The sequence below is a fragment of the Maribellus maritimus genome, assembly GCF_022267315.1.
In the GTDB taxonomy this organism is placed as follows: Bacteria; Bacteroidota; Bacteroidia; order Bacteroidales; family Prolixibacteraceae; genus Draconibacterium; species Draconibacterium maritimum.
Genome location: NZ_JAIKLE010000004.1, coordinates 178,097 through 199,577, shown reverse-complemented (window position 1 = coordinate 199,577; position 21,481 = coordinate 178,097). Strand labels below are relative to the sequence as shown.

The window sequence follows — 21,481 nt, the reverse complement described above, 5'->3', positions numbered from 1 at the left end:
TGAAAAATAATTTTTAGTTAGCCTTCCTTGTTAAAAGCACAGCAAAAACAGGGATTCCGTTTAAATTTATGCCCCACGAACAAAAATACTTGTAAACTTTTTTATATCAGTCTATTGCGAATAATAGAAAACTTATTTATCTTTCTATAACCAATACACCAAACAATGAAAAAATGAAAACTTCGAAGCCTCTGAAATCAAAAAATTTGATAATGCTTATAGTTAATAATTCACGTCATATCCCGAAATGCTATGTTTAACTCTATTGTACTTGATGTTTTTATAGGATTGGTTTTTATATACTTGTTATATAGCCTTTTAGCGACCGTACTCCAGGAGATTATTGCAACAAATATTCGCTTACGAGCTTCAATATTGAAAAAAGCTATAATAAAAATGTTGGATGATAGTGATAGTAAGGAATATTCAATGAATAAGTTGTCAACTGTTTTCTATAGTCACCCTTTGATTAAATATTTAGGAAAAAACACCTGGTTTGAAAGATGGATTAAACGAGATAAAACCAATAAACCTTCCTATATGACACCCGCTAATTTTTCAAAGGTTATGATCGATTTGTTAAGAGGTAGTGGATATCAAGCCGGTGAGTCTCAAAGTAAGCCCATAGGTGATACCATTCGGGGCGAAAAGGTAAGATATGTGTTGGGAAAAGAGGAAGCAGAAGTTCAAATAGAAACAGAAACACTTCAATACTTAAGGAGTATATGGGCTGATTCACAGGGAGATGTTGAGAAGTTTAAAGTCAGCCTGGAACAATGGTTTAGTGATACAATGGAAAGGGCAAGTGGATGGTATAAGCAAAAAGTACAAATCATCCTCTTTTTTATTGGTTTTTTTATTGCGGTGTTCTTTAACGTTGATACCATTTCTATTGCAAAAAAGCTATCCACTGATAAAACGGCCAGGGAACAAATGGTGAGTATGGCAAATGCATATATAGAAAACAACCGCAGTCTGCCGATAGAATTGAATAGTAGAAAAGACACGATTAAAGCAGCTGAGAATTATAATCAAAAGCTGGATTCGCTATATGCGTACAAAAAGAAACTGGATGCCGATATTGCAAAGGCGAATTCAATTTTGGGATTAGGTGCGTGGCTTCCCGATTCGGTAGAGACGCCATTTGATTCTGTTAAAAATGTACTGGTGTATCCTGTTTATATTGATAAAAAGGCATTGCCAAAGATATACAGAGATAAAAACGCACCTAGCCAGAAGAAACTACGTGCGTATAATGGTAAAGGCGTCCGTTTTTTTTTGAAGGCTAAAATCAGCTATCTATTTTGCCTTCTATGGTATCATTTCTGGGGATTCTTACTCACTGCTTTTGCCATTTCTCTGGGTGCAACTTTCTGGTTTGATTTACTAAACAAGCTAATGAAATTGAGAGGTTCAACACAGCAAAAACCTGAAAACAATAAATCCAGTAATCCAGAAAATCTCCCTCCAAACATAAAACGAGTCGGCTAATGAAGGTAACGGTGACAAAATATTTAAATGTACGGGTTGGGCAGCCAAGTTTAAATGCGCCTTGTTACCAATATTTAGCACCAGGTACAGAGTTAGAGGTAGATGGAATATTATATAAGGGGAATAGCATAGATGGATCATATGAAGGAATTAATACTTGGTACAAAGATGAAGCTAATAATTACTATTGGAGTGGTGGGTTTGAAATCGCGCAACTTAATGTTTTTGATGGGAGTATTAACTTTGATTTTACTCCGGGTTTAAAAGCCCACTGGTTAAAAGATAATTTTGATGTTAGCCCCTTTTGGAAGTTTGCAACAGGAAAAGGAATAACAGTAGCAATAATAGATACTGGAATTTCTCCACACAAAGATCTTCTTGATAACATAGATAGAGAATACGAAAAGTCTTTTGTAGAAAGTTCTTTGCTAGATACAGACGGGCACGGGACTCATATTGCCGGTATTATTGGAGCAAAGGGAAGAAGTAAAATGACTGGAGTTGCACCTGATGTAAAGTTGTTGCCATTAAAAGCTTATGAAATCCATGATGGGGAAATTAATCACCATCAATTAGCTGAAGCAATTAAATATGCCTCATCTTTAGAACATGTTCAAATAATAAATCTAAGCTTGTATATAAAGTTTAATGACCTTGTTAAACAGGCTGTAAATGGTGCTATTTTAAAAGGAAAAATTGTGATTAGTTCTGGGGGAAATCATAATAGTAATTCTGTGACTTTCCCAGCTAGTTTGGATAATGTAATTGCAGTTAGTGCTGTGTTAAGGATAGATGATTCCAAAGAAAAGTATCGATTGGTACATTGGGCAAACTATGGGAATAGAATAGATACTTCTTGTGTCGGCTATGACATGGAATCATGCGCTTTAAATGGGCAGACAGAACCTACCTACGGAACCTCAATGGCTTGTGCTTACTTAAGTGGTGTAATGGCACTTCGTTTACAATATTTGAAGGATAAGTCACGCCATTACTCAGTTGCACAATTGGTCCAGGAAATCAGAGATAGTAGCTATGGAGAAGCTAATCATAAAACACATTTAAACATTTCTTTACCAATTTTAAGTCCTATGAAATTTTTAACAATCTAAAACAAAAAATATGAAAGCAAAGTTGATAATGTTAGTGTTATTTTTCCTTCAAATTCATCTATTTGTAGAATCTCAATCAGTTCTTAAACTAAATTTAGGAGAAGACGAAGGGACTGTGATTTCGAAAAGAGGTAATTTAAATTGCGATGTTATCTTATTGGAGAATGTTGTAGCTGGTTTTGAGTACAGTATCGATATTGAAAAGACAGTGGAATTATTGGCCCCCCTTTCTCAGCCACCGAAAAGCGGGGGTTCGGGCGCTGGACCAGAATCTCCTTGTGATGATTTGCAGGAAAAAATAGATACCGTTTTAAATTTCCAAAGATCTGATAAAAAAAATAGAACGGAGAAAGACTTGTCTAAACTGGTTGATGATCTAAAAAAAGAGTTGGATAAGGAAGACTGCAATGACATTTCTACGATCAACTTAGCCAAAGAGTCGATTAGTATGACCACTAAGTCCCGACCAGAAAATATAAGGTTAGTAGCAGGAGAAAAACTCACGATTATTATAACTCGTGACGATAAAACATGGACATTCGTTTTTAAGGGAGAACAAAGAGGACAGTGGGTAGCTTCTTATGGGTTTGGATTTACTCCAAAGTCTTTAGAACGTTCCACATACTTCTTACGACAACAGGAGGACACCACAACTTTTCAATTATTTAAAGCGGATAAAGCAGAAGCACTCGATTTGAGTTATGTACCAGCAATCTTTTATTCATATTTCCCAGCTCAAAATTTTAGCAGGGCTGTTAATCATAGTGTAACCGCAGGATTAGGTTTTGATTTGGTGGCGCCTGTAGCATTTTTCGGGTATAATGTAATGTTTAATCACAATGTAGGACTTAGTGCAGGAGTGGCATTCCAACAACAGAATAAACTTAAAGAGCAATACTATGAAGGGCAGATTATTTCTACTGATTTAGACAAAGATCAACTTCATGACCAAATATATCGCCCCAACTTCTTTTTATCGATAAACTTTCGATTTGGAGAGAATCCATTTAAAACAAACGAAGAGGCAGAAAAAGAATAGATTTTGAGAATGTTCCATTCTCTGTTGCCAGATGGTGACTTTCATAATTTTTGTATTTAGTTGATATTAAAATGTAATGTTCTGAATTTCTTCCAGAATTTGTTTCTGGCTAATTGCTAAAATGGATAATGATTTGTTAAATTTAATTGCCAACCTATTGTCTATGAAAAGATTGTCAATTGTTCTAACCATTTTGCTTTTTCTCTATTATAAAGGTTTCTCTCAGAATGTAAAAACCGAAGTGTACTCATTGCCGTGGACCAACTCAAAAAATGAGAAAAAGAATGAGGCGAGAAAAAAACTGATTCCCTGTCTCTCCAATGATAATCTTGTTTTTAAAGGAGGACTGGTATTGTACTCGAGATCCAACAAAACAAACAAATATGATTTCGGTGGTTTATCTGCCCTTCACTGTTTCGATAACGGAAGGACAATTATGACTGTATCAGATTATTCACTTGAGGAAAAACTTGCAAAACAGACTCAATTCAAATCTAAATGGTTCCAATTTACGCTTGAGTATGACGACGAACAGACACTGGTTGGTGCTAAAGGAATGGTGAAAGGCCAGGTTCATGATTTGAATAGTTTAATAATTCGGGGAGAAATTGAATCAATGGCCTACTTGGGCGATTCTATTGTTTACGTGGGTTTTGATAATCTAAATTACTTGTTGAGTTACGACCTTAAAAAATCGGGATTTGGATGTGCTGTAGATAAATTGTCTGTCGATGACAAACAGTGTTTCCCTGCTAGAAAAAATGCTGGTATAGAGGCTTTGACGAATGTTGGGGATTCTTTATTTGCGATATATGAGGTGAAAGGGAATGATAATGATTACTACGAAGCATGGTTAATTGATTCTGGTGGAAAGAATACAGAGAGATTGAGATATAATGGTTTTGTTAATGTTAGTGATACATATATGAACAATTCAAGCATTCTGAAGGAGGTTAAAGGAGCTACTACTCTGCAAAATGGTGACATTGTAATATTGGAAAAATTATTCAAAAGACTGATACGTCAAATTGTATTCGTCTCGTATTCGTCAATTCTCAGAAAATGAAGGAAAATTACATCGAGCCAATTACCTTGTTGGACACAGGCTTCTCCAAAGCACTTGATAATTTTGAAGGCATTGATTCTTACACTGTAGATGGTAAGGAGTACTTGCTTTTGATTTCTGATGATAATGGAGATTGGAATGGCGAGAAACAACAGACCTTGTTGTTGAATTTTAAACTATTGAAATGAACTCAAACCTCTTGGAAAAAATGTGCCCGATTTAACATAGGTTAAGTCATATTTTCCGAACTAAGTATTGTTAAAAATAAAAAACTTTATTATCTTTTTATAAATTATTTATCTGGGAAAAATGCAATTCAACTATAAAAGAAGTATTAAAAGTCAATGCACAATTTTGAGTATTGAACTTAGATATTTTAGATTGTAATTGACAGCGAATATTATGTTTATTAATCAAGTTTTTCATATCCAATTTGGAAAAATGTTGTATTGATGTCAGACAAAATAAAGCTATAATGGGCCAAATGTTTACGCGAAAAGAATTTCCTTATCTCTTCACTATATTGATTGCACTTATTGGATGGACAGTAAATCATATTTCCAATCGTCTTTTAGATTCAAAAATTATATCTTATTCAAGTAAAACATATAATAAAACATATAGTGGGAGAATAGATGAATATAAAGACTCTCTTTTTGAAGTTATAGAGTTTTCAATTAAAAATTTAACACAAGAGCAATTATTTAGAAATATACATTTTACAATAATGTTCCCTGATACAATCAAGAATGGCGAACTAAAAATTTTAAAAATGCGGCCAGATTCACCGTTATATTTCAATGTTGAACCCTATGAGGAAAAGGTAACAGGAAAGTATGTCAGCTTTAAGGTTGATGGTTTGCACCCCAAAACTAGTATTAAATTATATGTTTATTTCTTTGGAGAAAAAAAGCCAAATATTTATTTGGAATACCAAGACGAACCAAGTATTAACAAAGAGCAACCAATCCTATTTCTAAAATCCGGAATTGATACAAAAATTCTTGAATATGAAATTCATATATTTACAATATTACTTATTATATGGATAATGTTAGTGGGTTTTTATTTGTTCAAACTAAAAACTATTAATTATGAGACATGAATTATTACTTATTATTTTTATTTTGATATCTCTTATAAGAACTTACGCACAAAACTCGTATATCACTGTAATATGTACCGATGTCAGGACTGGTAAAATACTAAATGATAAACAAATTGTTAAAGGAACAGTATATCTTAATCGTTCAGATGGCCCAACCGTAGAATATGGGCCTATTCTTGATGGAAAATTCGAAATCTATTCAAACTGTTTACCTGGTGACAAATTCATTTTGAAAATTGACCAAGGATTTTACTTTGGTAAAACATATTATTTCGTCCAAATTAAGAACTTTGGTAATAGATTCCCACTTCTTAGTCGTGCATCTCTTACTCAATTGGAAAAGAATCTTAATTCGTTCCAAAGTAACGAATTTGAAAATAATGAAATTAAATACGCCTCGATGGCATATATTTCAAATTCAATAGCTACAATACAAAAAGAAAATTCTAATTTGGATGAATATAATCTTAAAGCAAAAGAAGCATATGTCTATGTTGGTAAAGTATTAAAAGTAGAAAACCCAGTTTATTTCGACCCTGATCAAGATAAATGGGTGCCGTCTAAAAAACTAGTTCAAAGAATAATCGACTATAAAGAATTAAATGGATTTAGTAAAATCGATGGTCAAATAAATCCTAGTTTTCTCAGAAACCTGACAGGCCTTGATCCTACCTCGAAGTATTTAGATCCGGACGATATCTATAAAAAGGTAGAAAAGAATTTTGAACTTAAATAATTATTTGGTTTAGATTTTTTTAAAGACTTCTCATACGAATAATGCACTGAATTTAATTTTATTGAGCCTAACCATAGAAATGGAACAAAAGGTAATGTAGTAAAATAAACCACAGTAGTAAGGATTATTTGAGTTAGATCACAAACATTTGTTTTATTCACTCATAAAGGTTGTCAATGCTCAAACTCCGCCCCCGATTTTATTTTATCCAGCCGCTCGCGCATGGTGTCCAGATGGTATTTGTACACATCGCGGGGAGAGCAGTTGTTTTTTTCCTTACAAACAGCAGCAGCATAACCCACCACAACTCCCATTTGGGTGGTGGTGTGCATTACGCGCGGGCTGCCAAGGCCAACGTGGGTAGCCGAGAAACAACGCCCGGCCATAAACAGATTGTCGATGTCTTTGGAATACAAACAGCGGTAGGGAATTTTGTACTGTTCAATTTTAGTAAATTGCGCTTCCGTAAGGAAATCATATTTCCCGCCACGCGGATAATGAATATCAATGGCACGCACCTCTTCCACAAAACCATCTTCAAAATCGGGGCGGTTAACCACATCACTTTCCTTTAACACGTAGTCGCCCATAATGCGTCGTGATTCGCGTTTCCCGGCTACGTAGGCTATCCATTTTAATCTCAGATTGGCATTTTCCGAGTCTTGTTTTACATTGTACCAGTTGCCATAAATGGCCCGAAAAATATGGTCGCGAATTTCTTCCGCGTCGTAAATGGTATTCATCAGCAAACCGTATTCCCAGAACCACTCACCACGGGTAGCTTCGTAATCTTTTGCCACATCCATAGCCCACGGTACTTCCTGCCAGCCTACTTCCAATTTATCTTCAGGTCTGGCTCTGTCTTCTTCTTTTTCCACTTCCACGGAGTTCCACAAAATGGAATTTCCCATAGTCATTCCATCGCCTTTTTCCGGCGCCAGCGATTCACCAAACTCATCGCGCGACTCGCGGCCCATACGTACTTCGGCGCCAGCCCAGTAGCCAATCCAGCCATCACCTGTTGCATCAACAAAAAGAGGTGCTTCAAAGCGGATTTCTTTGTGGGTGTGTGTATTAAAACAATCCACACTGGTAATCTTATTTCCCTCTTTGTGCACGGTGTAAGCACGGGTATTTGGGAAAACAGAAATGTTTTTTTCTGCGCGTACCACCATTTCAATGGTATCGGTAGCGGCAATGGCTCCCGCATCGCCATTTGGATAATGCTCGGTGCTCAGTTCCTGCACGATAGTGTAAAACTCCAGTCCTTCTGTATGAACCCTTATTTCTTTACTTGCATTTCCACCCAGCACAGGCCGGTCGTTAATTAAGGCCACTTTTAAACCGTGCCGCGCCGCCGCAACTGCAGCACCGCATCCTGCCAATCCGCCACCAACTACTACCAAATCAAAATCTCCGGCATTTTCGGGTGGAGGAATTCCCAGTTTTTCTTTACGCCAGGTAGTCATTTCTTCCAATTCAAAAGGAGGATAATCGTCTTTATCTTTTGAAAAATAAATGGCATCGCATCGGCCTTCAAAACCGGTTTCATCTTTTAGCTCAATTTTCAGCTGTTTAGAATTGTCCACTCGTACCCTACCCGACTGAACCCACTGCCAGCCTTCGTTTACGCCAAAAGTTTCGGAATATTCTTCACCGTCGAACACAATTTTGAATGTTCCCGGAGTTTCCGGGCGCGAGGGAATCCAGTCTTTGGTGCGCACCCAGAACCAATATCTTCCGCTCTCGGGAAATTCAACCGTAGTTTTAGCATTTTCAACAGATTCGCCCATGCCGTGCGCCAGTAAATATGGCGACCCCATGGAAGGAATAAACTGTTGATCAACTACCCAACCTCCTTTTTCGTCAAAGCTTTCGGCTTCAACCAAAACTGAGACAGTTTGGGCAACGACCCAATTGCTCACAAAAATGAATAAAATGGCACATATATTTTTCATATCATTTTTTATTTTAATTCTTCTAAAAACACTGTATTTCCTCCTCCCGGAGCCATACTTATTTTTAACATATCTCCGGCAAGAACAACTTCTTCTTCCACCTTATAAGACTCTTTATTGTCCATATAATGGCTGTTAGCGGCGTCGGAATATATTACAGCTTTGTACTTTTTCCCTTCAGACAAAAAACCAAGATCCAACTCGACATCCCTCGCGTCGCGGTTGGTAAGCGATCCAATAAACCAATTATCACCAGCCTTGCGGGCAACACTTATGTATGCTCCGATTTTTCCGTCCAACACTTTAAAACTATCAAATTGAGGAGGCATTTTGCGTATACAATCAAACAAATCATCCTTTTTTAAATACTCTTCAGGACTATCAGGAAGTACCATCCAGCCGGAGTAAGCAACAACCAATTTAGCCACCTCGGCAGCTACAGTTCCCGGGATTTCTTCAAATACGCGCATTCTCGAATGTGCATTGTTCAGATCAAACCAACCGTTGGTATAATCAAGCGGACCGGCAATCATATTTATAAATGGTGAAGTAACTGCTGTTTCGGGAAAATAAGAACGCTTGGCATCGGCCTGTGCATGGCAAAACTCCCGGGTAATAAGGTTTGGGTATGTACGGCAATCTCCACCTGGTGGAACAGGATTATCATGAAAATCCACCATCAGTTTATATTTAGCACAGAGCGCTACTACTTCGCGTGTGTGTCTGACCTTATCCTCCCAGCTCCCCTGCATAAATCCGTATTTTACACCAACAGCCCCCCAATCCGAGAATTGTTTTAATACACGATCCAGACCAAATTTCTTTGCCCCTACATCATTTAAATATAAAATTACACCTATGTTTTTCTTTTTTGCATAAGCCATACATTCTTCTATATTGATTCCCTCGCGAGCCGCCGTGGGGTCGGAGCTATCACTAAATTCGGGGCCGTACCAGTCAGCGTCTATCAATAAATACTGAATATTATTTTCTGATGCAAAATCGATAAATCTTTTATGTGAAATTGTATTTAATTCGTATTCAAAACCGTCTTTCGCCTTGTATCCCCATACACGCCAGTCCCATAACGATTTGCCCGGTTTTATCCACGAAGTATCCTCAATTTTGCAAGGTTCGTTCAGGTTAACCAGTAGATCTGATTCCAGCAAATCACCCGGACGTTTCCCTACAATAAAAGTGCGCCATGACGTTTGCAACTCTCCTTTTTCCGAAGTTTCATCAACTATAAAACCAAGATTTTTTTTTGCGCCGTCAATTTGAATATTCATGGGTGCATACCGTACTACCTCCGCTTCATGAATAGCCATATACAAGCTGTCATCAAGTTCAAGAACCATCGGAGTACGCACTTTCTCCTGCGAAGAAGAAAACCTTACCGGACCGATATTATGCTGTTCCCCGTTGTATGCCCAATATAAAAAATCGCTTTTGAAATTTAGTTTTGTATTTTCACCTTTCCACTGAATACTATCACCTGAAATACTTTTTACTACAAAGCGGTAAGCAAAGCCATCGTTATAACAACGAAGAACCAAATCGCAGGATATGTCACTTTCGGCTTCTCCCCGGATATGAAATATCTTCTCGTTATAATGATTTCGCACCATTTTATTTTTCCCGCTAACGGTATGCCACATTTCGTCAAAAGCAGATTCTTCTGTTTCCTGAATAGTTACATGAGTTGAAAAATCAATATCCTGAATTTGTAATCCGAGCGGCGAATTGCCAATGATCGTATCACCATTAACCCAATGGGATATCTGTAGCAAACCCTTTTCATTGCTAATTGCAACAACCATATTGCCATTGGGAGATTTTACCTGTTCAACTTTTTCATTCCTACATGAAAACAAACTCACAACAATAATAAAAAACCAAATTTTCTTCATAGGGCGATTATTTATTTTGTTAACAAAGGTATCTGCAGATTAAATGAATGCTCGCGGGTTTCATTTACTGCACAAAGTAATGCTGTTGGTTTTCCGTTCTCGATGAGTAACTGAGGCCTTTCCAGCGCTTTCACTTTCTGAAGCGTATCGTTTTTCCAATTGATTTCCAGTTTTGACACCAACGGATGTTCAGCTAATTTCCAGTCCATTCCGTTGGCGGAATAAAAAAGCACCAGGCTCCTTCCGGCATCTGTAAAGGCACCATGCATATCTTTAACAATAGCATAGTAGCAATTCCCGGCAAACCACACATATGGATCTTCAGCAGGAAATTCTGCTTCTTCCGCTGTAAATATCGGTTTCATCTGTTTTACAAAAGGGCCTTCCGGATTGTCGGCGATAGCAGTTAAATGTACTACAGGACCACTCATAGGTTTAGGTAATTTTTTTGCAGCCGCTTTATACACCATTAAATATTTCCCGTCGCGCATTTGGGTTACCGACGGATTGGAAACCATCAACGCATCATGTGCAGTTGAATCTGAGGAAACACTGATGAGCGGTGTATCAAAACGTTTCCAGGGCCCCTCCGGATTTTCGGCAACAGCAACGCCAATCTGCTGTTTATTGCGGTGTTCCCAATATTGGTTCTCGACATTCGGATCTCCTGTAGTCCCCATATAATACAAATAGTATTTCCCGTTAAAAAAATGTATAGTTGGGTTATGTGTTACGGCCCCATCCCAATATTCGCGCCCACGAAACGGCAATACCACATCAGCAAACTCAAACGGTCCCAGAGGAGAATCAGAAACTGCGTGCGCTATTTCGGAATGCGTAACCCACGCAGACATACCCAACTTTTGAGGCCAGCGAGAATAAAATATGTGGTATTTCCCGTCGTCGTCTGATTTTACCAAACTACCGCCCCATATAAACCAATCAGGATCAATAAATTTTCCGGTTTGAGGAACAGGTTGAAACATATTGGCAAGATTCAATTTTCCGGGTTCTGCTTCCTGTTCAGGTGAACATGAAAACAAAAAAACCAGAAAAAATAAAAAAGTAATTTGCTTACTACATATCTTCTTCATTGTCGTCGATTTAGGTAATTCCTGTCAATAATAGTTTCATTTTTTTGTTTTTCAAAGTGATATTTTGTTAATGTCCGTTATGGGGCTCTTGTTTTCGGTGTATGGTTTTATCTGCTTTTCAATTCAGCAGGTTTGAATGCACTGATGACTATTTTCGCTCGCATCCCCCGGATAATCTGATAATCAAACCTCAACCTAACTTTGGGCTCTTTTTATTCTCTCCGTGACAAAAGCCGGGGCTATTTCGTATTCATTCTTTCAGGATTTTCTTATTGTACCAACTACTCCTCTGCAACTACAAACAATTTTTTTACTTGTACTCCAGCCATGCTGTCGCGGTGCATTCTTTATTGGCTACAAACCGAATCCAGCGCGACTGAAAATCTGACGGAAATTCGTAACTGTAGGTTTCACTCGCCTGAATGTTTATTTCTTTATACAGCATCCAGGGACCGTGGCCAATCGGTTCCACTTCAATTTTGAATGTCACTGACTCCTTGTTGTCGTGTGATATTTCAAGGCTACGTTTATCGTAAAAACCAATTAAATATGGATCCGAAGGATGCCCTGCTTTTACATCTGAATTTTTCCAAGGGCCGCCATGTCCAACGGGTTTTCCCATTTCCCACAGGTCATCGATAACGCCCAGCCAAACTGCTGCTTTTCCATCGTCGGAACGGACAATATGATCTCCTGCTTTTACATCGCTGTCAAGTCCTGTTAAAACTAACATCCCGCGGTATGACGCATAATCATTTATCCTGAAGCTGTGAGAAGAAACCGGACGGATTTTTGCAAATCCATCTGCATTTTCAGCAGGCAATTCATAAAAAGTTCCTGAGCAGTTAAACAGGTCCCGTTCGGTGGCTACTTCTCTGCAAATACGCAATTCGGCCTCGTCGGTAAGCGATTTATAAGCTTTATCTCCCAAAGGCAATCTCCAGCGGCGCCCTTTGTCGTCGACCACCAAAACCGAAGAATTATCAATTCGAACTACATTTTCAGGAATTGCAAATTTCTCCCTGATAAAATTATTGGTTTCCAAATCGTCTTTCGAAACTAATTTTAGGTTTTCGTCCAATTCATAATAACCGGTTTCCGAAGTTATTCCATTTTCAATTTTCAGAGCCGAAACCCCAAGTGCACGCCGGCTGTCCGCTAACCCATACAAAAGTCCTCCAAAAACTTCATTGTCATCAATGGTGGCTATTCCATCAAATAATTTTGCAGCTGAAGTTTTTCGAACATCTATATCGGTATAATTAAAACTGACCGTAGCTTTTGTTGCTTTATTTACTCTGATACGCACCCATTCTCCAACTTCATTTTCGCTGAACTCAACAAACCGGGAACTTCCGGGTACAAGCTCAACTGTTTTTAACGGACTAAAATCGCCGTTCCCGTTTTTATCGATCTCAAAACTAAACTCAACAGTATTTTTTCCAGCGTTCTGAATCCAGGCGCAGCGTTTCTCCCAACCGGAAAAAAGAAAGGGTTCAGAATATTCGCCGGTATTTAGTTCATCGTTTAACCAAACAGCCCCGGAAGCCGTCGCTGGTCCCAGTTGATCTGGTTTTTCAGGTGTTGTAAACCAAAGATTGGAGTTAGACTGCCCTGGTCCTTCGATATTTCCTTTTTGTTTTCTTTTATTTAAAAACTCTTTTTGTGCAGAATCATCACAACCAAAAACCAGGCGACCATTCCAGCGGGTAAAATCGCCAATTACTTTCAGGTAAGCTGAACGCGGACGAATTCCGGCAGAATGTCGGGCTGAAAAATCTCCCGGGAAGTCCCAAAACATACCGTGCATGGTCATCAGATACTCGGGATTTACTTCTGTGCCAATGTCCCTGATTCGCGGCCATTCTGTATTCCAGCCGTGAGCGCCATCGTAGCTGTGACTGGCTTTTGGCAGGCGATAAAAATCCCAACCGGTTTTCGGATTCCGAACACCCAAAAGCAATGATTTATGATCCCAGCCAGTCGCCCAAATCGGGTCTGTTTCCGGGTTTACATTTCCATAAATCCCTCCCGGACCTGTAATTTCAACAAACTGATTTCTACGCACCACTTTCCAGTTTTTTCCGTCCCACTCAGACAATGAACCGGCTTCCACATCAAATTTTTGTTGCGCTTCCTGTGTCGCTTCACCATTATTCGAATATACCATCACTCCCTGTCCTGAGTACAAACCTTTTCCGTGAGCACCCGGCAGAGTTGCATTTACCGGGTTCACATCTGTATCATCATGCTCTACTTTTCTGCCACTTGAGTTATTCCCGTCTTTATAAAGTTCAGTTACTTTTAATGAATTTACATCTACTTCATAAAATCCTTCTTCCATTGTACCATAATATATCATCTCTTCCGGGTGAAACAGATGCCGTGCATTTCCGGTATGGCGTCCCTGCATTTCTGAATAAGGAATCACTTTTACATTACGCTGCCCGTCAATTGCGTATGGTCCAATAAAAAGCTGGCTACTTTCCTTATGAATCATCCGGTTTGCCGGAGTTCCGCCAATACTTTCCTGTCTTACTATTTGTTCAAGATTGGGAGTAATCTCATACAGTTTATCTGAAGATCCATGCGGAAGATGTGGCCCGTAGGTTATTACCCAAAGTCTGCCGGCCCATGGAACAACAGCACCGGTTCCGCATTCACCTTCATTGTTATAATAGGCCAACTGCGGATAAATACCGCTCACCTGAACGGGTCCTTGCGACTCCTCCTGTTTCTGCCTGCAAGAAACAAGCATCACAATCGTTATGGCATAGATAATTGTATTTCTCATTTGTCTAAATTTAGTTATCATTCGTATCTGAAGGCCTAAAGATTAAAGGAGATGCAACTTCCTTTGCTATTCTTCTTTTACCCAGTTCACAAAAATAAAAAATGAGGCTGTCAAAAAGTCAATATTATTGAAATAATATGTCCAAAAAATCCTCATCCTTTGTTAACCCCAACCAGTAGTTTCCTAAATTTTGAGATGAATTGCCCTTAACTGGAATTTCTTTGGAAGGGGTTAACTACAAAAACTGTCCTTAGAAATCAACTATCCTCAATATAAAAAACTTAAAAAGTCCTTTATGTGCATATATTCAAAGTCAGCAATTCAATGGCTTGCACGATAACTTTCTTTTGTTGTCAAATCGGTTTCAGGAGATAACATAATCCGTCAAGATAAAGGGTAAACATTCGGCTTATTTATGTTTTGTTTTGCAAATACTTTATTTGTCGGAATAACAAAAACAAAATATAAAGAAGCTTATCGCATTTTGGGATACATTTTTGTTTTTCATATCCAATAGATTTGAGTCAAATTAAATATTTGGAAACACGCATTTCATGTCTTTTCTAATTATTATAGTAATATCTCTCAGGGTCATTGGTTTGCATCATCTCCTTTTTGAGATATGCCTTAAACTCTTTGATTTTGTCTGCATATTGTTCATCATTGATCAAATTATTCCAACATCCCGGGTCATTGTTTAAGTCATAAAATTCCTCAACCGGGCGTTTACGCAGAAACTCGGTGCGTGCAGCCAATTTCAAATTTTCGCTCATGCTAGACGCTATTACATCAAGCCAGTTCAATGGTATTCTTTTTTCTCCCTTAAAACGCTCCACATAGGGATTCCATATGTAGCAAAATTCTTTATTGATGATAGAGCGTTGCGGGTAAAAATCTTTTTCTGTAGAATCTCCCCAATAATCAAAAGAAGTAAACGCATATTCACGATCTGCTTTCTTTTTCTTACCGGCTGCCACATCATACACTGAGTAACCTTCAATGCCTTTTATAGCAGGTAACTGAAGTGCTTCGAGAATTGTTGGTAGTAAATCAATGGCGCAAACGACAGATTTTTCATCGACTACTCCGGCTTTAATCTTCCCGGGAAGTTTTATAATAAGCGGAGTGCGTACACCATGCTGATAGAGCGTATTTTTAGCGGCAGGTGTCGCCATACCATTATCGGATAAGAAAATAACAATGGTGTTATCAGCCTCCCCGCTCTCCTCCAGGGCTTTTAATATACTTCCCAGACATTCATCGCCCCTGTGAAGAGCTTCGTAGTATGGTACTAAATTCGTTCGCACATCAGGTAAATCAGGCAAACATTCTGGTATTTCAACTTCATTTGAAGTATAACTGCGGTTTGGAGCAGGATATTCATGGAGGCTATTCCATTGTCGTCTGGCGTCTCTTTCACCCTGTGTATTAACCCAGGGACGGTGAGGATCAATGGGATTAGCATAAAGGAAAAACGGTTTCTCTGCTTCTTGTGAAGCTGCAATAAATGCTTTCGTTCGCTCATAAAAAGAATCACTATTACGATCATGAAAACCTATACCGAAAGGGAATTCCCGGTATTTGACGTCCCATGTTTGATTTCCACACCTCCCGTTTTTTAGAATTGCTCCTGTTTTATAGCCGAAATCGTGCAGGTAAGTGGATAAAGCGGGCGTTTTTATCAAAGGTTCCTCCCAAAAACCGGGAGGCTGAACTCCATGTCCCATAATCCCGCTGCAGTGAGGATAACGCCCCGAAAGCATCGCTGCCCTTGATGGACCACACATCGGAACTGAGACATACCCATGTGTAAATAATATTCCTTGCGAAGCCAAAGCGTCAATATTGGGAGTAATATCCGGCACTTTACACCCTTCTGCGCCAGAGGTACCATAGCCCATATCATCGAGAGTCAAGAACAGCACATTTAAACCGTTACCGGTAATCCTATTTCTGTTATCAGACTGACACCCAAAAAAAAGAAGTAAGGCAAAAAATACTATCGCGTAACGTTTCATTGGTTAATTGATTAAAAAATATTCAGTTTTATTCCTCTCTTTTCCAAACGAGGACATAGTCAATCTCATGAAATACCCTTCCGGGTCGGTGAGGGCAGGAATCCCAAACCAATAAGGGAAGGTTTCGCCGTCAAAGTTGATGTTCTGAGGCAGATGCCGGTACTTATTTTGTTTGACTCAGATCTGCTCTCTGTTAAAATACAACTTTATTTACTTTTGTAGTTGAAAATTATATTCACCTGATTCCAGATGGTATTGTTTTTTATTTGAATCATCAGTTTCAATTTTAATAAACTTGTTTTCGTCGAGCTCTTTTCCGCTTTCAAGTACCTTGTTGGTTGGCAAGAAAAGCATAGCTGTGCTGTTAGGCGGAACGACAACGTGATAGCTTATTTCTTGTCCTGTTTTTTCCCATGAAGAAACAATATTTCCGTATGGACCATCGTGTTGGGCTTCAAAATGTTCAAGTCCTTCAACAAAATTTGGTTTCAGAGTAATATTTTTGAATCCCGGATTTTTTTCATCCGGGAAAATACCTCCCAATGCTTTATAATACCAAGCATCAATTTCTCCAAACATGATATGGTTCATTGAAATATCATTGCTCGCATTAAGATCCCAGTTTTCCAGAAATGTGGTTGCCCCGTTTACTATCCACCAGCCCCACGATGGGAATGTTTCCTGAGCGGCAACCTTATAAGCTAAATCAGCATAACCATTTTCGCTCATTGCATTCAAAATTGATTTTGCACCTAACAGACCTACATCTACATGACTGTTATCTGCTTCCACTCTTTTTGCCAAATTTTCAGACACTTTTGCTATCATCTCGTCCGGAACCATATTCCATTGAAGAGGGCAACTCATTTCTGTCTGGACCCCTTTATTATAAATTCCGGTTTCTCGATTCAGATATTTTTGATTAAATGCATTTTTGATTTTATCAGCCAATGCTGAATACTTTTCTGCATCATTTTTTTCTCCCAAAACAGCAGCTATTTTTCTAAAGATGTCAACAACAGCAAAATAATAAACCGTTGATGTAATTTCTGTTGGCGTCATTGATTTTACCGGAACCCAATCACAAAGTCCCCAGTCGGTCAATCCTCCCGGATAAGCCTCGTCGATATAATTAATATATTTTTTGATATTGTCATAACAATCTTCCAGTATTTTTTTGTCGCCGTAAAACAAGTAGATGTTCCATGGAATAATCGCAATCGTGCTTGTCCAGTCCGGGCCGTTTTTTGTGTATCCCCAGCCATCGGTAGGAACAATCCGGGGAATTACACCATTGTTTTGTTGCTCATCGCGGTGGTCAGCCATCCATTTTTCGTAGATTGTTATAGCATCGTAATTATACAAACCCGTTTCTATACATATTTGAGCATCGCCTGTCCATCCGTTTTTCTCTCGTTGCGGGCAATCGGTAGGGTATCCAAATAAATTGGATAAATATGAAGCGTTGGCTGCTTCCCAGATTTTGTTTAGCATTTTGTTCGAAGAATTGATCTTCCCCACTTTGGGAACCGCACTGTGCATAAAATATGCAGTCAGGTTTTTCTCTGAGAATTCAATGGGTTTATCGGCGCTTACTTCTACATATTGAAACCCCTTGTAATTAAATTTAGGCATAAATTCATCTTCACGACCGCTTAAAATCACAATATCAGTCTGAAACGGATCAGAATCATCTGTTGGACGATAATGGATATCAATATTTGAAATATCTACATGCCCGTTTTTATACAATCGCTCTCCGTGCTTCAATCGTAAAGTTGTCCCATCAATCCCTTTTATATTCAATTTTGTAACCCCTGCCATATTGCGTCCAAAATCTACGATATAATTAGTGTCACTAAATTTTTTGACTTTAACCGCTGGAATTTCTATCACATTTTGTATTGGATGCATCACCTGTGCCACTATATTTTTTGACGGTGCATTTGTACAAATAACCTTTTTCCATTTTTCATCGCTAAATTCAGGTTTGCTCCAATCTGGCTGTTCCAATCGTGCATCATAATGTTCAGCCGTATAAATACTATTAAAAATTATTGGCGATAGTGAGGTCTTCCAGTTTTTGTTTGTTGAAATTGTTTCTACAGAATTATCATCATAAACAATTCTGATATCCATACAAAATTTTGGTCGTGCACGCCAGGGTGCTTTATCAAAATACCAAACAGCTTTAGACTGGTGATTATACCATCCATTACCTAAAATCACGCCAACGGCATTTTCCCCATCTGATAAGTTTTTGGTTACATCATAAGTAACATAGAGCGTCCGACGATCAAAACGTGTTAACATTGGATCAAGACGGTGGTTGCCTATTTTTTCGCCGTTCAGATAAAGTTCATACAAGCCTCCTACTGCAATATAAGCTCGCGCAGTCTTTACCTTTTTTTTGACATCAAAGCTTTTTCTAAAATAAGGAGCAGGCTTTATATTGAAATCATATGAGTCTGAAATCCAATCCCCTTTCCAATTATTTTGCCCCATCATTCCGGTTTCAAAAAAAGTTATTTTTGAAAATGGCGACCATTCCCCTTTCTGATTTTTAACTTTTACACACCAATAATATCGCGAAAAAGGCTTTAGTTTGGTTCCTGCATAAACTACAGGGATAGTAGAAGAGGACAATGTTCCTGACTGCCAGACATCCCCCTTTCCATTTGAGACATCTTTTTCATTAGTGCCTACAACAATTTGCACTGCGTCTACTGATATACCTTGTTCTTCGGATTTAATCTGCCATGTAAAACGAGGATTTGCTGCATCAATACCAATAGGGAACTGAAGGTATTCGCACTTTAAATTTTCAACAATAAATTTATCGGAAGTTTGCCTACACGAATATAAAGAGGCGAAGAGAGTGATAAATAGTAATATGTTTCTCATAAATGATCTAATATTAATTTTCAATTTTCGGACAGAACTATTGTCAATAATATTCTATTTTACTCCTTTCTTTTCCATACTCGTACGTAATCAACCTCAAAATGGCCCGCCGGATCTTTTGGATCAGGAAGCCCAAACCAACTCGGAAAAGTTTCGCTGTCGAAATTCATATTCAGAGGCTGATGCCAATACTTATTTTGTTTGACTCGGATCAGCTCTCCGTTTAAATACCATTTTATTTCCTTTTCGTCCCATTCTAAACCTGCAATCCAAAATTGATTTGCCAGTCGCGACGGGGTCTCCCAGAGTTCAGAACTTTTAGTTTTCTCTTTTACTTCAGGATGCTTCATTACATGGACGGTCATAAAATACTTCTGTTCCATTTCCGGGGTAGGATGTTTACCACAAATTTCAAATACATCGATTTCGGTCCAGAGGTCCGGTTCAATGCTATAAAACCAGAAAGCGCTGGAACACCTGGAATCCATTGGTTTAAAACGAATCTCGTAATACCCGTACAACATAAACGCTTTGCTTTTTACTGCAGCCGTTGTAAAAGTATGATATCCTTCAGGTAAATCCGGCAAATCTTCGGTTTTTGAAGTCAGGATCATTTTACCATCCTTTACCGAAACATTTGCCGGCGAAAAATATCCGGGTTTCCTACCTTTCCAGCCCGGATTGCGGGGATACCATTTCGTTGTATCTAAAGTGTTGCCGTTAAACTCATCGCTCCATTCCGAAATGTACTCCCATTCACCTTTAGATAGAGGACATTCCGGTTCCTTCTCTACACAGGCTGAAAAAAACAAAGAAAGAAGAAAGAAAAAAGTAAAATTTTTCATAATAAATATTGATTTAATTGGTATTATATTTTTTAAATTTAAATATCCAGGCATGCTGGCAAATAAGACTTGGATAGCATTATAAAATTATTAAACTGTCATCTAATAATTTTTTGCCAACGTCACTTGGCGCTGCATATCTGATTGATTGAAGCAGATTAAAACAATTTTTTTTTTAAATTTTGAAAGTATCATTTTTTCATTTAATCTTTCACTATTTTTAAAATCCTATTTACAACAGGTTTTGCCTGGTAGTTTCTGTCAAAAAGCAACGGATAATCGGTCCGTCCTTTAACCGGCCAATTATTTTTCCACGATTGATTATCAGTTACGCCCCAAAATGTTACACGATCAATTGTGTCGGAATATTTCACAAATAAGTTGAACAGATCGATGTAATAGTTGTCTGCTCTTAACCTGACATCTTCAGGTAATCCCTCTGTGTATGGATTGAGTAACTTGTTGTACTCTGCATTGCCTGAAATATCAGCTCCCTGGTTTTCATCAGGGAAAGGCAAAACAGATATGTCCAACTCTGTGACCATAACCTTTACGCCGGCACCGGCAAACGCCATGATCGATTTTTCAATATTTCCAAAAATGGAATCTTTCTCCGATAAAATATAATGGGCCTGCATACCTATACCATCGATACGAACACCTTCTGCTTTTAATTCTTTTATGATTTGAACAACGGCGTCTCGTTTTTTTGGTTTGTACATTGTATAGTCGTTATAATACAATTCTGCATCAGGATCGGCCTCGTGTGCAAACTGAAAGGCAAGCCTGATGTAATCTTTTCCCAGTATCTCATAAAATTTGCTTTCCCTGTAGGAACCATCTTCGTTAAGGGCTTCGTTTACCACATCCCAGCCTTTTACTTTTCCTTTGTATCTGGACACAACGGTGGTAATGTGTTCTTTCATGCGCGCAATAAGCTCATCCCTGCCGATTTGGTTGCCCTCGTCATCAACAAAAAACCACTCGGGTAACTGAATGTGCCAAACCAGAGTGTGTCCAATAATTTTCATATTGTTTGCCAGGCCAAAAGCGACATATTTGTCGGCAACACGAAAGTCATACCGATCCTTTTCAGGATGGATATTGGACGCCTTCATATAATTTTCCGGGGTAATTGAGTTGAATTGTTTCTCTACAATTGCAATAGATTGACTGTCAGCTCCCATGATCTGATATTTATTCAATGCAGCGCCAACATAAAAGTCGTCTTTAAAAACTTCTTTAAACGTATTGGCTACTGGTTTTTCCTGTTTTGCACTTTGTTTTTTTGTAGAATAACCGCACCCGGCAACAAAGACGAACACAAACAACAAAATCGATAATTTTTTCATAAATTCTTTTTTAATCATTGTTGAAGAAATACTCTTTATCATCATATTTTGATC

The 21,481-nt window shown here is 38.3% G+C and carries 15 protein-coding genes; 7 read left to right on the top strand and 8 right to left on the bottom strand.

All coding sequences use genetic code 11. From position 1 onward, the window contains the following. Window positions 1–252 precede the first annotated feature (252 nt). The 7 genes from K5G00_RS05525 (at window position 253) to K5G00_RS05495 (ending at window position 6,552) form a co-directional block, all read left to right on the top strand. A complete protein-coding gene (locus tag K5G00_RS05525) occupies window positions 253–1,491 on the top strand; it encodes a hypothetical protein (RefSeq protein ID WP_238765058.1) in 1,239 nt (412 codons plus the stop codon). Continuing rightward, a complete protein-coding gene (locus K5G00_RS05520; RefSeq protein ID WP_238765057.1) occupies window positions 1,491–2,603 on the top strand; it encodes a S8 family peptidase in 1,113 nt (370 codons plus the stop codon). The genes K5G00_RS05525 and K5G00_RS05520 overlap by 1 nt, the downstream gene beginning before the upstream one ends. A 10-nt stretch (window positions 2,604–2,613) precedes the next feature. Beyond that, entirely contained in the window at window positions 2,614–3,642 is a 1,029-nt protein-coding gene (locus K5G00_RS05515; RefSeq protein WP_238765045.1) for a hypothetical protein, read from the top strand. A 163-nt stretch (window positions 3,643–3,805) separates the two neighbouring features. After that, complete coding sequence (locus tag K5G00_RS05510) at window positions 3,806–4,708, top strand: esterase-like activity of phytase family protein (protein ID WP_238765044.1); 903 nt, start codon at window positions 3,806–3,808, stop codon at window positions 4,706–4,708. Then, the gene (locus K5G00_RS05505) at window positions 4,705–4,896 is read left to right on the top strand and encodes a hypothetical protein (RefSeq protein ID WP_238765037.1); all 192 of its coding nucleotides are present in this window, start codon (window positions 4,705–4,707) and stop codon (window positions 4,894–4,896) included. The genes K5G00_RS05510 and K5G00_RS05505 overlap by 4 nt, the downstream gene beginning before the upstream one ends. Before the next feature lie 287 nt (window positions 4,897–5,183). After that, complete coding sequence (locus tag K5G00_RS05500) at window positions 5,184–5,813, top strand: hypothetical protein (protein WP_238765035.1); 630 nt, start codon at window positions 5,184–5,186, stop codon at window positions 5,811–5,813. Continuing rightward, a complete protein-coding gene (locus K5G00_RS05495; protein WP_238765029.1) occupies window positions 5,803–6,552 on the top strand; it encodes a hypothetical protein in 750 nt (249 codons plus the stop codon). The genes K5G00_RS05500 and K5G00_RS05495 overlap by 11 nt, the downstream gene beginning before the upstream one ends. Window positions 6,553–6,725: 173 nt before the next feature. Here K5G00_RS05495 and K5G00_RS05490 read toward each other — a convergent pair whose 3' ends face one another. The 8 genes from K5G00_RS05490 to K5G00_RS05455 all read right to left on the bottom strand — a co-directional run bounded on the left by K5G00_RS05490 (window position 6,726) and on the right by K5G00_RS05455 (window position 21,427). Next, the gene (locus tag K5G00_RS05490) at window positions 6,726–8,510 is read right to left on the bottom strand and encodes an FAD-dependent oxidoreductase (protein ID WP_238765027.1); all 1,785 of its coding nucleotides are present in this window, start codon (window positions 8,508–8,510) and stop codon (window positions 6,726–6,728) included. An 8-nt stretch (window positions 8,511–8,518) separates the two neighbouring features. After that, a complete protein-coding gene (locus K5G00_RS05485; RefSeq protein ID WP_238765025.1) occupies window positions 8,519–10,420 on the bottom strand; it encodes a glycoside hydrolase family 97 protein in 1,902 nt (633 codons plus the stop codon). 11 nt (window positions 10,421–10,431) lie between these two features. Further along, window positions 10,432–11,514: a glycoside hydrolase family protein gene (locus K5G00_RS05480; RefSeq protein WP_238765004.1), complete on the bottom strand. Its 1,083-nt coding sequence runs from the start codon at window positions 11,512–11,514 to the stop codon at window positions 10,432–10,434. Window positions 11,515–11,824: 310 nt separating this feature from the next. Continuing rightward, a complete protein-coding gene (locus K5G00_RS05475) occupies window positions 11,825–14,308 on the bottom strand; it encodes a hypothetical protein (RefSeq protein WP_238764996.1) in 2,484 nt (827 codons plus the stop codon). Between the two features lie 563 nt (window positions 14,309–14,871). Continuing rightward, window positions 14,872–16,326: a sulfatase family protein gene (locus tag K5G00_RS05470; RefSeq protein ID WP_238764994.1), complete on the bottom strand. Its 1,455-nt coding sequence runs from the start codon at window positions 16,324–16,326 to the stop codon at window positions 14,872–14,874. A gap of 210 nt (window positions 16,327–16,536) precedes the next feature. Beyond that, window positions 16,537–19,230: an alpha-L-rhamnosidase gene (locus K5G00_RS05465; protein WP_238764986.1), complete on the bottom strand. Its 2,694-nt coding sequence runs from the start codon at window positions 19,228–19,230 to the stop codon at window positions 16,537–16,539. A gap of 59 nt (window positions 19,231–19,289) precedes the next feature. Next, complete coding sequence (locus K5G00_RS05460; protein ID WP_238764984.1) at window positions 19,290–20,075, bottom strand: family 16 glycosylhydrolase; 786 nt, start codon at window positions 20,073–20,075, stop codon at window positions 19,290–19,292. Between the two features lie 203 nt (window positions 20,076–20,278). Next, complete coding sequence (locus K5G00_RS05455) at window positions 20,279–21,427, bottom strand: endo-1,4-beta-xylanase (protein ID WP_238764976.1); 1,149 nt, start codon at window positions 21,425–21,427, stop codon at window positions 20,279–20,281. Window positions 21,428–21,481: the final 54 nt, after the last annotated feature.